The organism is Mycobacteriales bacterium (assembly GCA_040902655.1).
Taxonomy (GTDB): domain Bacteria; phylum Actinomycetota; class Actinomycetes; order Mycobacteriales; family SCTD01; genus SCTD01.
In genome coordinates, this window is record JBBDWV010000017.1 from 122,866 (window position 1) to 135,508 (window position 12,643).

13 protein-coding genes are annotated in these 12,643 nt (G+C 72.4%); 9 read left to right on the forward strand and 4 right to left on the reverse strand.

Annotated elements, in window-relative coordinates; translation table 11 throughout:
• Positions 1-240: 240 nt before the first annotated feature.
• Genes WD794_05390 through WD794_05400 form a run of 3 tightly spaced genes read left to right on the forward strand, consistent with a single transcriptional unit; the run spans position 241 to position 4,006 of the window.
• The gene (locus tag WD794_05390; GenBank protein MEX2289745.1) at positions 241-1,647 is read left to right on the forward strand and encodes a hypothetical protein; all 1,407 of its coding nucleotides are present in this window, start codon (positions 241-243) and stop codon (positions 1,645-1,647) included.
• Positions 1,644-2,894: a M48 family metallopeptidase gene (locus WD794_05395; GenBank protein ID MEX2289746.1), complete on the forward strand. Its 1,251-nt coding sequence runs from the start codon at positions 1,644-1,646 to the stop codon at positions 2,892-2,894. Before WD794_05390 ends, WD794_05395 begins: the two co-directional genes overlap by 4 nt.
• Complete coding sequence (locus tag WD794_05400) at positions 2,891-4,006, forward strand: glycosyltransferase family 4 protein (GenBank protein MEX2289747.1); 1,116 nt, start codon at positions 2,891-2,893, stop codon at positions 4,004-4,006. The genes WD794_05395 and WD794_05400 overlap by 4 nt, the downstream gene beginning before the upstream one ends.
• 4 nt (positions 4,007-4,010) lie before the next feature.
• On the opposite strand, the gene WD794_05405 is transcribed toward WD794_05400, so the two are convergent.
• Positions 4,011-4,229: a hypothetical protein gene (locus WD794_05405; protein ID MEX2289748.1), complete on the reverse strand. Its 219-nt coding sequence runs from the start codon at positions 4,227-4,229 to the stop codon at positions 4,011-4,013.
• Positions 4,230-4,340: 111 nt separating this feature from the next.
• On the opposite strand from WD794_05405, the gene WD794_05410 reads away from it, so the two are divergent.
• Together WD794_05410 and WD794_05415 are read left to right on the forward strand one after the other, a co-directional pair.
• Positions 4,341-5,018, forward strand: coding sequence for a response regulator transcription factor (locus WD794_05410; protein ID MEX2289749.1), 678 nt, complete (start codon positions 4,341-4,343; stop codon positions 5,016-5,018).
• 85 nt (positions 5,019-5,103) lie between these two features.
• The gene (locus WD794_05415) at positions 5,104-5,778 is read left to right on the forward strand and encodes a HAMP domain-containing sensor histidine kinase (GenBank protein MEX2289750.1); all 675 of its coding nucleotides are present in this window, start codon (positions 5,104-5,106) and stop codon (positions 5,776-5,778) included.
• Between the two features lie 45 nt (positions 5,779-5,823).
• Here the strand turns inward: WD794_05415 and WD794_05420 are convergent, their stop codons facing one another.
• The 3 genes from WD794_05420 to WD794_05430 all read right to left on the reverse strand — a co-directional run bounded on the left by WD794_05420 (position 5,824) and on the right by WD794_05430 (position 8,538).
• Positions 5,824-6,315, reverse strand: coding sequence for a hypothetical protein (locus WD794_05420; protein MEX2289751.1), 492 nt, complete (start codon positions 6,313-6,315; stop codon positions 5,824-5,826).
• The gene (locus WD794_05425) at positions 6,312-7,907 is read right to left on the reverse strand and encodes a sialidase family protein (protein MEX2289752.1); all 1,596 of its coding nucleotides are present in this window, start codon (positions 7,905-7,907) and stop codon (positions 6,312-6,314) included. Before WD794_05425 ends, WD794_05420 begins: the two co-directional genes overlap by 4 nt.
• Positions 7,908-7,992: 85 nt before the next feature.
• Complete coding sequence (locus tag WD794_05430; protein ID MEX2289753.1) at positions 7,993-8,538, reverse strand: hypothetical protein; 546 nt, start codon at positions 8,536-8,538, stop codon at positions 7,993-7,995.
• 190 nt (positions 8,539-8,728) lie between these two features.
• Here WD794_05430 and WD794_05435 point away from each other — a divergent pair, with 190 nt between their 5' ends.
• From WD794_05435 to WD794_05450, 4 genes are all read left to right on the forward strand, one after another.
• On the forward strand, positions 8,729-9,262 hold the full coding sequence (locus WD794_05435) for a hypothetical protein (protein ID MEX2289754.1): 534 nt from the start codon (positions 8,729-8,731) through the stop codon (positions 9,260-9,262).
• Positions 9,263-9,353: 91 nt separating this feature from the next.
• The gene (locus tag WD794_05440) at positions 9,354-10,931 is read left to right on the forward strand and encodes a sialidase family protein (GenBank protein MEX2289755.1); all 1,578 of its coding nucleotides are present in this window, start codon (positions 9,354-9,356) and stop codon (positions 10,929-10,931) included.
• A 119-nt stretch (positions 10,932-11,050) separates the two neighbouring features.
• On the forward strand, positions 11,051-11,491 hold the full coding sequence (locus tag WD794_05445) for a hypothetical protein (protein ID MEX2289756.1): 441 nt from the start codon (positions 11,051-11,053) through the stop codon (positions 11,489-11,491).
• A 55-nt stretch (positions 11,492-11,546) separates the two neighbouring features.
• A complete protein-coding gene (locus WD794_05450; GenBank protein MEX2289757.1) occupies positions 11,547-12,179 on the forward strand; it encodes a hypothetical protein in 633 nt (210 codons plus the stop codon).
• Positions 12,180-12,643: the final 464 nt, after the last annotated feature.

The window sequence follows — 12,643 nt, forward strand, 5'->3', positions numbered from 1 at the left end:
ATATGGATCTGCTGGCACCGGCGTCAGCAGATCCATATACGGCCGCGGGGTGGTCGTCCGGTGGCGCCTCCTGGCCGGGTCCTCCTGGCCGGGTCCTCCTGGCCGGGTCCACCTGGTCCGACTGGCGCCACCGCCTGCGCTTCGCCTCCCGGCTGGCCGCCGGGCGACCGGTGACCCCCCCTGGCCCGGTCCCGGCCGGTGCGGCTGCCTGCACTTCACCGTCGGCCGTACGATCAGCACGTGCTGCGCCTGCTCGTACGGCCGACGCCGGACGGGTCGCGCGCGCTCCGTCTGGTGGCCGTCGCCGTCGCCCTCCAGCTCGTCGCGGGTCTCGGCGCCGTCGTGCTGGTCCGCGACCCGGCGCCGGTCCCGGCGCCGGACGCCCGACCGCAGGCGAGGGTCGCCCCGGCCGCGCCTCGGGTCGCTCCGCCCGCCGCCCCGCTCGATCCGCAGAGCCTGCAGGCGCGTACCGCTCGCGACAGGGCGGTGCGCCAGCTGCTCGCCGACCGTGCGGGGGCGCTGCTGCGCCGCGACAAGGATTCCTTCCTGTCCGTCGTCGACCCGCTGGCAGGTGCGCTGCGCGAGCGGCAGGCCGGGCTCTTCGACGCGCTCGGCGCGGTGCCGCTGCAGACCTGGCGCTACGTGCTGGACGGCACGATCCAGCAGCCGAGCGACAGCCGGCTCGACCGGCGGTACGGGCGGGACCGCTGGTGGGCGCCGGAGGTGATCCTCGAGTACGCGCTCGAGGGCTACGACGCGCGGCCGACGGCGGCCGAGCAGCACCTCACCTTCGTGCTCCGGGCTGGCCGCTGGCTGCTCGCCGCCGACGACGACTTCGCGGCGACCGGGCTCGTCACGCCGCGGGCGCTCTGGGACCGCGGTCCGGTCGTGGCCGAGCGGGTCGACGACGTCCTGGTGCTCGGCCGGCCGTCGGCCCGCCGGTTGCTGCGCAACGTCGCCGTTCTCGCCGCCGCCGCCGTGCCGCAGGTGAGTGAGGTCTGGGGCACCGGCTGGCAGCGCCGCGTCGTGGTTCTCGTGCCGACGGATGCCGTCGAGATGGCCGAGCTGCTCGGCTCCGACGGGGACCTGACGCGGATCGCCGCCGTCGCCACCGCCCAGCTGGGCGGCGGGACGCACGCCTTCGATCCCACCGCTGACCGAATTTTGGTGAACCCGGAGGCGTTCAGCCGGCTCGGTCAGCTCGGCCGGCGGGTCGTGCTCACCCACGAGGTGACGCACGTGGCGACCCGGCGGGCGACCGGTCCCGCCATGCCGGGGTGGCTCGCCGAGGGCTTCGCCGACCACATCGCCTACCGCGACATCGACCTGCCGCTGGCCCTGTCGGCGCGTGAGCTGCACGCCGACGTGCGGGACGGCCGACTGCCGACTGCGCTGCCGTCCGACGAGTCCTTCGACGGCGGCAACCCGGAGTTGGCCCAGGCGTACGAACAAGCCTGGCTGGCGGTCCGGCTGCTGTCGCAGGTCCACGGCGACGCTGCCCTGCTCCGCTTCTACCGCGCGGTCGGCGCCGCCCGCGCCGTCGAGCCCGCCGCGGCGGTGGAGGCCGCACTGCGGGCAGAGCTCGGCACCACCACCGCCCAGCTGACGAAGGACTGGCGCGCGGCGCTGCAGCGCGAGCTCGGGTGACCCGGCGCGCCCCCGCCGCCCTCTCGCTCGCGGCCCTGCTCGTCCTGCTCGGCGTGGCGCTGGCCGTCACCGTGCCCTGGACGCCGCTGCCCGGGGCGGACCTGCAGGGCGAAGCGCTGCGCGACTTCACCCCGGAGCAGATCGCCCGCGAGGTCGCCTTCCACGACCAGATCCGGCCCTGGTCGTACGCCGCGCTGGCCCTCGGCCTGCTGGTGGCCGGCGCGCTCGGGCTGACCGGTGCGGGGGCCCGCCTCGTCCGTGCGGTCGCCCGCCCCCTCGGCGGCGGCTGGGTGTGGCAGGTGCTGCTGGGGACGCTGGCGCTGGCGGTCGTCGGGCGGCTCGCGACGCTGCCCCTGTCGGCGCGCGGCGAGATCGTGCTGCGGGACTACGGCCTGTCGACCCAGACGTGGGGCTCGTGGCTGCTCGACGTCGGCAAGGGCGTGCTGGTCGGCGCGGCGCTGACGGCGCTGGCGATGCTCGCGCTGGTCGGGCTCGCGCGGGGCCTGCGCCGCACCTGGTGGGCCTGGGGGGCTCTGGTCACCGCCGGGCTCGTGGTGGCCGGCTCCTTCGTCCACCCGCTGGTCGTCGAACCGGTCTTCCACCGCTTCACGCCACTGCCGGCCGGCGAGCTGCGCAGCGACCTGCTGGCGCTGGCCGAGCGGGACGGCGTCGCCGTCGACGGGGTGCTGGTGGCCGACGCGTCCCGCCGCACGACGGCGGTCAACGCCTACGTCAGCGGCTTCGGCAGCAGCCGTCGGATCGTCGTCTACGACACGTTGCTCGCGCAGGCGACGCCCGCCGAGGTGCAGCTCGTCGTGGCGCACGAGCTCGGCCACACCGCCCGGCGGGACGTCCTGGTCGGGACGCTGCTCGGCGCGCTCGGCGCCGCCGCGGCGGTCTGTGCGCTCGCGCTGGCCCTGTCCTGGGGGCCGTTGCTGCGCCGGGCCGGCGCCGACGGGATGGCCGACCCGCGGGTCGTGCCGCTGGTGCTGGCGCTGGTCGCGGTCGGCTCGCTGCTGCTCGCGCCGGCGGGCAACCTGGTCTCGCGCCGGGTCGAGCTGCGCGCCGACGTGCACGCGCTCGACCTGACCCGGGACCCGCAGACCTTCCGCGCCACCCAGCAGCGGCTCGCGCTGGCCAACCTGTCCGACCTGGACCCGCACCCGCTCGCGTACGCCTTCTTCGCCACCCACCCGGGCGTCACCGAGCGGCTGGCGCTGGCCCGGGAGTGGGAGCGGCTGCGGTGAGGACGCTGGTCCTCAGCAACGACTTCCCGCCCCGCCCCGGGGGGATTCAGGCGTACGTCCACAGTCTCGCGGCGCGGCAGCCGGACGGTGAGGTGGTGGTGTACGCGCCGGCCTGGGAGGGTGCCGGGGCCTTCGACGCGCAGCAGCCCTTCCCGGTGGTCCGGCACCCGGGATCGCTGATGCTGCCGACGCCGGAGGTGCTGAGCCGGGCCCGGCAGATCGCCCGGGTCGAGGGCTGCGACCGGGTCTGGTTCGGCGCGGCCGCGCCGCTCGGGCTGCTGGCCCCGCGGCTGGGTCTGCCGCGCGCGGTCGCCTCCACCCACGGGCACGAGGTCGGCTGGGCGATGCTGCCCGGCGCGCGGCAGGTGCTGCGCCGGATCGGGCGCGGCGTCGACGTCGTCACCTACCTCGGCGGCTACACCCGCGACCGGCTGGCGCCGGCGCTGCGCGGCGTCGAGCTGGCCCGGCTGCCGAGCGGCGTCGACCCGACCCTCTTCCGGCCGGGCTGCGGGGGCGAGCAGGTCCGCCGGGCGCACGGCCTGGTCGGCCGGCCGGTCGTCGTGTGCGTGTCCCGGCTCGTCCCGCGCAAGGGCCAGGACGTGCTGGTGCGCGCACTGCCCGCGGTCCGCGCGCGGGTGCCCGGCGCCGCGCTGCTGCTCGTCGGCGGGGGACCCGACCTCCCGCGGCTGCGCCGGCTGGCCGCCGAGCACGGCGTCGCCGAGGACGTCGTGCTCACCGGCCCGGTGCCGTGGGAGCAGCTGCCCGCGCACTACGACGCCGGCGACGTCTTCGCGATGCCCTGCCGCACCCGCCGCGCCGGGCTGGACGTCGAGGGGCTGGGCATCGTCTTCCTCGAGGCGGCCGCGACCGGGCTGCCCGTGGTGGCCGGTCGCTCCGGCGGCTCGCCCGACGCCGTCCTGGACGGCGAGACCGGCCAGCTCGTCGACGGCCGCTCGGTGCCGGCGGTGGCCTGCACCGTCACCGACCTGCTGCAGGATCCGGTACGCGCCCGCGCGATGGGGCAGGCCGGCCGCGAGTGGGTCGAGCGCGAGTGGCGCTGGGACGTGCTGGCCGGCCGGCTGCGTGCCCTGCTGGCCGGCAGCGCCGCCTGACGTCTCACCCCGCGGCGGTGTCCTTGCGGTAGCGGGCGATGCGGTCGCGCAACCCGTCGGGCACCGGCCGGCCGGCGCGCTCGAGATCGTCGGCCCACAGCTCGGCGGCGTCGGCCCAGTGCGCCTCGGCGCTGGCGATCCGGGGGTCGTCCCCGCTGCCCTGCGCCCGGGTGAGCTCGGCGTCGGCTGCGCGGAAAGCGTCTTCGCTGCTGGTCTGCGACATGCCGTGCAGTATGCGCGTCGGCGGGCGAAGCCGTCGCGCCCGACCTGACGCGGCGGTGAGTAGGTGTCGTGAGCCTTTAGATTCGTCCGCCGTTTCGTGCAGACTCGGCGCGTGCCACCTGCTCCCGCCCGGATCCTGCTCGTGGAGGACGACGCGCCCATCCGGCAGGCGCTGGAGGCGGTGCTGCGGGCCGAGGGGTACGAGGTCGAGGCCCAGCCGGACGGCTCCCGGGCCGAGAGGGTCGCGTCGAGCTTCTGCCCGGACCTGGCCCTGCTCGACGTGCGGCTGCAGCCCGGGCCCGACGGCTTCACGGTCTGCCGGCAGCTGCGCCGCAGCCGCGACCTGCCGGTCATCTTCCTGACTGCCGCCGAGTCCATCGACGACCGGCTGGAGGGATTCCGGGTGGGCGGCGACGACTACCTGGTCAAGCCGTACGAAGCCCGCGAGCTGCTGGCCCGCGTCGAGGCGCTGCTGCGCCGGTCCGGTCTGCCCGGTTCCGCGGTGCTGACCGTCGGGGCGGTGACCATCGACCCCCGCGCGGAAGCGGTCGCCGTCGACGGTGAGCCGGTCGAGCTGACCCGGATCGAGTTCGACCTGCTGCTCGCGCTGGCGCAGCGCCGCGGGCAGGTGATGTCCAAGGTGCAGCTGCTGACCCGGGTCTGGGGCTTCGACCGCATCGACACCAACCTCGTCGAGGTGCACGTCAGCTCGCTGCGGCGCAAGCTCGAGGCGGTCGGGCCGCGGGTGGTGCATACGGCGCGTGGTATCGGCTATGTGCTGCGCGGCTGATCGCCGGGGCACGCCGCCGACTGCGGGCGGCGGCCACTCCCTGCAGCCAGAGCTGACGGAGACCGTCGCCGCCCTGCAGAAGGCATTGGACGAGGCCACCGCCGCGGAGGCAGGTGGGAAGCAGTTCCTCGCCGACGCCGCCCGGCACCTGCACGCGCCGGTGAGCAGCATCCAAGACGGCGTGCAGGCGCTGCTGTACGGGTCGGTGGGGGAGGAGCGCGAACGGCTGTTGGCCGGCCTGGTCCGGGAGGCCGCCCGCGGCGCGCGGCTGGTGACCTCGTTGCTGCGGCTGGCCCGGCTCGATGCCGGCGAGCAGCTCGCGCCGGCGCCGTGCGACCTGGTCGGCGTCTGCACCACCCAGGCCGACCGGATCCGCCTGCGCTCCCCGCACCTGCTCGTCCACTTCCTCGCCCAGCCGCCGCTTCCGGCCGCGCCGCACCTGGACGGGCAGGCGGTACGGGAGATCCTGACCGAGCTGCTCGACAACGCCCGGCGGCATGCCACCAGCCGGATCATCGTCAACGTCGCGGCACCCGACGACCGGGTCGAGATCCGGGTGTGCGACGACGGCCCCGGCCTGCCGGCCGGCACGGCCGAGCGGGCCTTCGACCGCTTCACCAGCTTCGACGGACTGGAGGGCCCCGGGCTGGGGCTGTCCATCGCGCGGGAGCTGGCCCGCCTGCATGGGGGAGACCTCCACTACGAGGACGGGGCCTTCGTCCTGCGCCTGCCGGTCCAGCTCGAGGCGCCACCGGGCTGAGCGACCGTGCGGGCACCCGCGCTCGCAGGTCGGTCACCTGCCAGCTCAGGTGGGGGCCGCCTCGGGGGTGCGGAACTCCGTGGCCATCCCCTTCTTGGAGTGCGGCTCGCCGTCGGCGTCGACGACGGTGCAGATCATCGCGTACCGCTGTCCGGGCAGCAGGTTGACGGCGAACGTTCCGGTGTCACCGGGCGGCCGGTCGTAGATGCCGGCGTAGGGCTCGACCAGCCGGCGTTTGGTCCCGCGGATCTGTTCCTGGATCGGTGGGAGGTCCTCGGGCAGCGGGATCAGGACCAGGTTGTGCGGGGACCGGCCGGCGTTGGTGAGCCGGAAGACCACCCGGCCGGCCGGGACCGGGGTGGCGAACTCGAAGCGATGGTCCACCATCTGCACCTCGACCACCGCGGCCGCCGCCGGGGCGGCTGGCCGGCTTGCGGCGGCGGTCCCCCCGGTGCCGGGGGCGCAGCCGGTCAGGGTCAGAGCCAGGAGCCCGAGCAGCCCGAACGGCCAGCGCCCTCGGAGGGGCTGCCGGTTCATGTCGCCACGACCGGCTGCCCGGCGGTGTCGGGTCGGCGGCGCCGGCCGGCGATCAGCCCGAGTGCCCCGGCGCCGACCAGCACGGCCCCCGCGGGTACGGCGTAGGAACGGCCGGTACGGGGCAGCTCGACAGTCGCGGTGAACACGTCCTGCCCGGTGCTGTCCGGCCGGGAGTTGCGGGTGTCGCCCCAGGCGGCCAGTGCGCCGCCCGGGCCGGACAGCAGCCCCAGCCGGGAGCCGAACTCGGCCCGGCCCATCGCCGAGGGATTGGCGTAGTGCTGGCCCACCAGCGAGCTGGAGGCGTGCCGGCTCAACTTCACGTTCGGCGCCCAGCTGCGGCCACCGTCGGTGGAGAAGGTGAGGTAGGCGTAGTTCAGGCCGTTGGAGGGGTGCCCGCGCCGGTCGTGGAACACCGCGTCCAGGCGGCCCTGCGGTGAGAAGTCCAGCTGCGGGGTGAACTGGCTCAGCCCGTTCCCGACCTCGTCGTCATTGAGCCGCTGCGCCTTTAGCCAGCTGCGGCCACGGTCGTCGGAGCAGCGGGCCAGCACGTCGGCGTCGCCGGAGCGGCCGTCGGCCCAGGCGACGCAGACCTGCTCGCCGTGCACGGCCAGCGCCGGTGGCGTCATGGTGAAGATGAGCAGCACCCGCTCATACGGCACCACCGCGTCCTCGACCACCGATGCCTCATCGAAACGCTCGCCGCCGTCGGTGGAACTGGCCAGCACCACCGACCAGGGCTCCTGCCACACCGGCCCTTCCAGGCCCTGGTAGTCCACCGCGTCACGGCCCAGGTCGTAATAGCCGACGTGCACGCTGTGGTCCGGACCCAGCGCCAGCGCCGGGGCCACCACCCGGTCCCGCTGCGCGTCGCTGACCTGCACTGGCTCGGAGAAGCTCTGGCCGCCGTCGTCGGAGTGCGCCGACATGATCGGGTTCGGCGGCGCCGGGAAGCCGCCCAGCGGCGGGTCCGCGGTGACCGCGATCCACACCAGATGCATCCGCCCCGCCTCGCCCAGATCAGGGTCGATCGCCATCCGGACGGCGAAGCTCAGCGGACCGAGCACCCGGCGCGGTGGGCTGAACGTGCGTCCACGGTCCTCCGAGCTGGTCAGGAACGCCCCCATCGGCTCGTTGCCCCGCCCGGCCAGCCCCACGAACAGGTAGTACAGCCGGCCGTCGCGGTCGAACGCGACCTCCGGCGCATAGCACTTCTCCGCCCCCTCCGGCAGCACCCGCACCGGCACGACCGGCGCCCAGCTGCGCCCGCCGTCCCCCGAGACGTGCAGCGCGCAGCTGAAGTCCGGCGCGTCCAGCCGGTTCGCCAACGCCACGAACTGCCGGTCACCCGGGTCCGCGACGAGCACCGGAGAGTTGTTCGCCGGCGCGACGCTGCGGTCCATCGCCGTGACCGGAACCTCCTGGCCCACCCGGGCACCTGGTGCGCTGGCCGCCGAATCTCTCGGCAGCAATCCGCTGGTCAGCAGCACCACCCCGGCGAGCACCGCCACGGCACTGGCGAGAGCGAGCACCCGGCGGCTGCGGCGAGCTACCGCACGTGCACCCATATATTTCAGCCTGTCAGTCTTGGTCAAGCGGAAGAAGCGCAAGAGCGGAAAAGCAGCAGTTGACGGCCCGGCGGGGACCCGCCAGGCCGTCAACTGCGGAGCTGTGGTGTCTCTAGAGCGACAGCAGCCGGTACGGGGCGAGCATGCCCTTTCCATCGGCCCCGACGCAGAAGTTGGCAGCCTCACCCGTCGGTGGGTAGTAGTCCGTCCCGGCGGGGTCCCCCAGAGTTCCGGTCCAGGAGCCAGACCCGTCCACGACAGTCATGGCGCCCAGGATCGTCGTCGTATCGGAGTTGTCGCTGAGGAAGCACCCGGTGCCGGAGATCATGGTCCACTGGGTGCCGTCGAAGGTGTAGGACTTCTCGTTGTTGTAGCGGACCTCGTACAGGCCGTCCGGCAACTGGTGGGGCTTGTTGTTGCACGTCGCCGGGGCGACGGAGGCGGTGATCGAGTCGGCCAGGTGGCCGGCGGCGGCCGTGGTCGGCTGCGTACAGTAGGCATGGGAGTTGCCAGTGCCCACAACGGTGACGTCGCCGTCGTGACCGTCCACCGTCATCTGCCCGATGAACGTCACGCACGCAAACGCTGTGCCGCCCATCGCCATCAGTGCCGCTCCCACGGCGGACGCGAACAGCGTCCCTCTGCGGTAGTTCTTCAAGGTTCCTCCATCAGATCAGATCTGGGATGGACCGACCGATCCAGCCTCATTTCTGACCGTACGGGCGTTTCCTGAAGATAGCCTGAAGATCCAACATCTTCAGGCTATCTTCAGGAACCGGCTCTAAGTTCGTCTCAGAAGCAGCAGCGGGCTGCCGGTCAGGACAGGGAGCACCATGAACATGCGGCGCATGAGCTTTGGGGTTGTGGGGATCAGCGTGGCTGGTCTGATGTGGGTGAGCGCGGCCTTCGCGTGCAGCCCGTTGCCGAAGGTGTCCTCGGTGTCCCCGGAGTCCGGCGCGCCGGGTGAGACTGTGCAGGTGGAGGGTGAGGTGCGCACGGGTGCACCGGTCGAGATCCGCTGGAACGGTGTGGGCGGTGAGTTGCTGGCGGTGAGCCGGGTCGGCGGTGACGGCATGTTGTCGGTGCCGGTGAGGATCCCTGACGTGAGCCCAGGTATCTACTCCCTGACGCTGGTCACCAGCGACGTCGGGGTAGCTCGCACGGCGGTGGAGGTCACCGCACCGGGCGGTTCGCTGCCCGTGGCGGCCCCGCAGCTGTGGCCGACGAGCCTGGCCGCTCAGCCGCTGGACGCGGCGTCAGCATCTAACGGGGTCAGCTCACTGGGGGTGGCGTTGCTCGGGGTGGGCCTGGTCGGTTTGTTCGCCGGCACGACCGTGGCGGTCGCCCGTACCCGCCGGGTCCCCGCCGGCCCGCGCTCGTAAGCCGACAGCCGGGCCGGACGTGCGCCGCCGCTGACGTGCTCACCCAGGAGCTTTCCTGTCCAGCGCCACCAGGCACGTCGAGGGTGCGGAGGTGAGCCGTGACCTCCTCCCGGCCAGAGTTCCGTCCCGCCGGTCGCTCCTGCTGACACTGGCCGCGGCAGCCGCACTCATCGGCGCCGTGCTCGCCGGCGGTGAGCTCCCGCCCCAAGACCCCGGCGCTGCCGGCCAGCCGCAAGTTCTTGATGAGGTGGCGGTCACGGCGATGAACCAGATCGTCGGGGTGTCGAACAACTCCCCGATGATCCTTGCCGACCCGGCCGAGCCGCGTTTCGTGGTGATGGCGAACCGCCTGGACGCGCCGGACTTCAGTTGCGCGCTTCAGGTGTCGGGCGACGCCGGGCGCAGCTGGGTGTCGGCGCGCCCCGTTCCGGTTCTGCCTGCGGGGGCGCAGAAGTGCTACGCCCCGGAGGTCGCCTTCGACCGTGCTGGCCGGTTGCATTACCTGTTCGTCGGGTTGGCCGGCGCGGGTAACGAGCCGGTCGGGGTGTTCCTGACCACCTCCGAGGACCGCGGCCGGACGTTCACCGAGCCGCGGCAGGTGCTCGGGGCGCGTAACTACGCCGTCCGGATGGCGGTCGACCCTGAGCTCGGTGAGACCGGGCGTCTGCACCTGGTGTGGCTCGCCGCGACGTCCGAGCCGTCGCTGGGTGGTTTCGGTCCGCCACCGAACCCGATCCTGACCGCCTACTCCGACGACGGTGGCCGGACGTTCACCGACCCTGTGCAGGTCAGTGATCCGGCTCGGGAGCGGGTGGTCGCTCCGGCGCTGGCGTTGGGTCCGGACTCGAGTGTGCACGTCGGCTTCTACGACCTGGGCCGGGACGCGATCGACTATCAGGGCCTGGAGGGGGCGGTGTGGGAGCAACCTTGGACGTTGCTGCTGTCGACCTCCCGCGACGGCGGTCGCCGCTTCGAGCCCGCGCGGGTGGTGGATGCGCAGATTGCCCCCCCCGAACGGGTGATGCTGATCTTCACGATGGCCCCGGCCGCGCTGGTCGCCGGCTCCGGTGGGCTGGTGTGCGCGGCCTGGACCGACGCCCGCAACGGCGACGCCGACAGCCTCGCGCGCTGTTCCCCCGACCACGGCCGGACCTGGCAGGACATCACACGGCTCAACGACGACCCGCTGGGCAACGGCGCCCGGCAGTACCTGCCCCGGCTCTCGCTGTCCCCACAAGGACGCTTGGACGCGGTCTTCTTCGACCGACGGGACGACCCGGCGAACGTGCTCAACCACCTCTACCTGACCTGGTCGGCTGACGGCGGGCGCAGCTTCACACCGAACGCGCAGATCTCCCGCGCACCGTCGGACACCCAGATCGGTCAGCAGTACGTACACGCCTCAGCCCGCGGCCAGTACGAGATCGGAGCCCGCCTGGGTCTGCTTTCCCAGCGCGTCGGGGCCGTCGCGGTCTGGCCCGACACCCGCCACTCCGAGTCCGGCGGCACCGGCCAGGACCTGTTCGCCGCCACCGTCGGCCTGCCCGACGCAGGTCGGCGGTTCGGGACGGTCGAGATCGTCGGAACTGCCCTGATCCTGGCAGTACTGATCGCTGTAGCGACCCTCGGCCGGCGCCACCGGCGGCAGCGTTCCCAGGCTGCCGCGTGAGGACCAGGCCGGTTCTGCCCGTCGCCGTCCTCAGCGCGGCGCTGCTGTCAGCCTGCCAGTCACCCACCGGAGCGCCCGTCGCGGCTCTGCCACCGGGCCCGCAGGTAGTGCAGGTCACGATGACCGAGTACGGCTTCAGCTACGACCCGACGATCACCGCCGGCCGGGTGCTGTTCCGGGTTCGCAACACCGGCACTGTCGTGCACAGCCTGAACATGCTGCCCTTGACCGAGGACATCCCCCCGATCGACGAGCAGATCCGCGGTGACCGGCGGCTGGCTGTGCGCCCCTTCGCCGGCTTCGAAAGCCTTCGGCCAGGAGCCGACACGACGTTCGCCGTCGATCTGGCACCCAACACCCGGTACGCCTTGCTGTGCTTCGAGGCCGACGATGAGGGAGTGTCACACCTGTTGCGTGGGATGAACTCCGAGTTCCGGACGGCGCGCGCGGGCCCCCCACCCCCACCCCCACAGCCACCCCAGCAGCGACAGCGGCACATCGAGCCCGTAGAAAGCCGAACGCTGACTTCAGAGTTTCTTCAGGTTCGGCTGCCACACTGACCGGGCCACCAGCCGGTGAGGCGCAACTTACTCGGGGGCACCCCCAGAAGAGGACATGGACATGACATGCAGATCTCTGACGCGCAAGGCATCGTTGCTCGGCTTCACAGCCGGCACGCTCGTGCTGTCGATGACAGGCAGCGCCTACGCCTGCACCTACTTCTACGGCAAGCTCACGGTGACAGCGACAAGCCCAACCGATCCGCTCCTGACCAGTAGCGCGTTCACCGACGGAGCAGGGGGCTATTCACCTAACGCGCTGGAAGAGGGCGGAGTACACGGGTACTGCCCCATACCGGCACCCGTAGACAACCGCACTGGTTCGGCGGCCTCCGCAGCTTATCCCGCGCAAGGCATGTATAAGGCAGAAACCTTCGGTCTGCAGGTCGGGCCCACCACGACATGCGTGACGCAGAACCAATTGACGGGTGAGCTAGGGGGGAACGCGACCCATGATGTGCGCTGGCTGAACATGAAGAACGCGGTCAGTCAGTACTGCGTGTCTCCGAATAACGATGCTGTGATTGAAAGCAAGGGCTCGATTACGCTGACGGATGGAGTGGGCTCTGGAGTCTTCCCACAGGGGACAGCGGCCGCTGGCGAAGTAGTCAAGGTCTGCATCAGGAACGATGAGTCATTGTCAAGCACCGGAGCCTCGGCCCCGGATGTGAAGCTCCTCATGATCTGAGATGCTGAAGATCACCTGTGAGTCGCAGGGTGCAGTCCTCGGATCTTCAGGGTGTCGCTGATCCTGTGAGCGGGACCGCGGGCAGTAGACGGATTGGGGACCGCCCTGCTCGGGACCGTCCTTTTGCCTCGTTGCGGGGCACGCCATGCATGGTGACCTGTCCCACATCACCAAGCGCGCGTGTCCCGCTGCGACTCGAAGGATCCCATCGTGCGTCGTCCCCTGCTCGCCCTGTGAGGCTGGAGCGTCGCGGTGAAGGCTACTGCACGCGCCGTTGTGGTTGGCGGCGGCGCCCGCAGGTGTGGCCGAGGATAGTCGGCCGCTGCAGGCCACTTCAGCCGTCACCGGCGTGAGCCGGTTGCGCAGTGACTGGACAGCGTTGCTGGGCAGGCGTCTGGTCGGGTGGTCGCCGACTCGGCTGTCGCGGTTGCCGACAACCGCCGGATCTCTGCGTGGCAACGGGC

Excerpts from the sequence above, each read along its gene's own strand:
- WD794_05405 (MEX2289748.1), bottom strand. The coding sequence starts at position 4,229 with ATGTCGCAGACCAGCAGCGAAGACGCTTTCCGCGCAGCCGACGCCGAG.
- WD794_05420 (MEX2289751.1), bottom strand. The coding sequence starts at position 6,315 with ATGAACCGGCAGCCCCTCCGAGGGCGCTGGCCGTTCGGGCTGCTCGGG.
- WD794_05435 (MEX2289754.1), top strand. The coding sequence starts at position 8,729 with ATGAGCTTTGGGGTTGTGGGGATCAGCGTGGCTGGTCTGATGTGGGTG.
- WD794_05445 (MEX2289756.1), top strand. The coding sequence starts at position 11,051 with ATGACCGAGTACGGCTTCAGCTACGACCCGACGATCACCGCCGGCCGG.
- WD794_05450 (MEX2289757.1), top strand. The coding sequence starts at position 11,547 with ATGGACATGACATGCAGATCTCTGACGCGCAAGGCATCGTTGCTCGGC.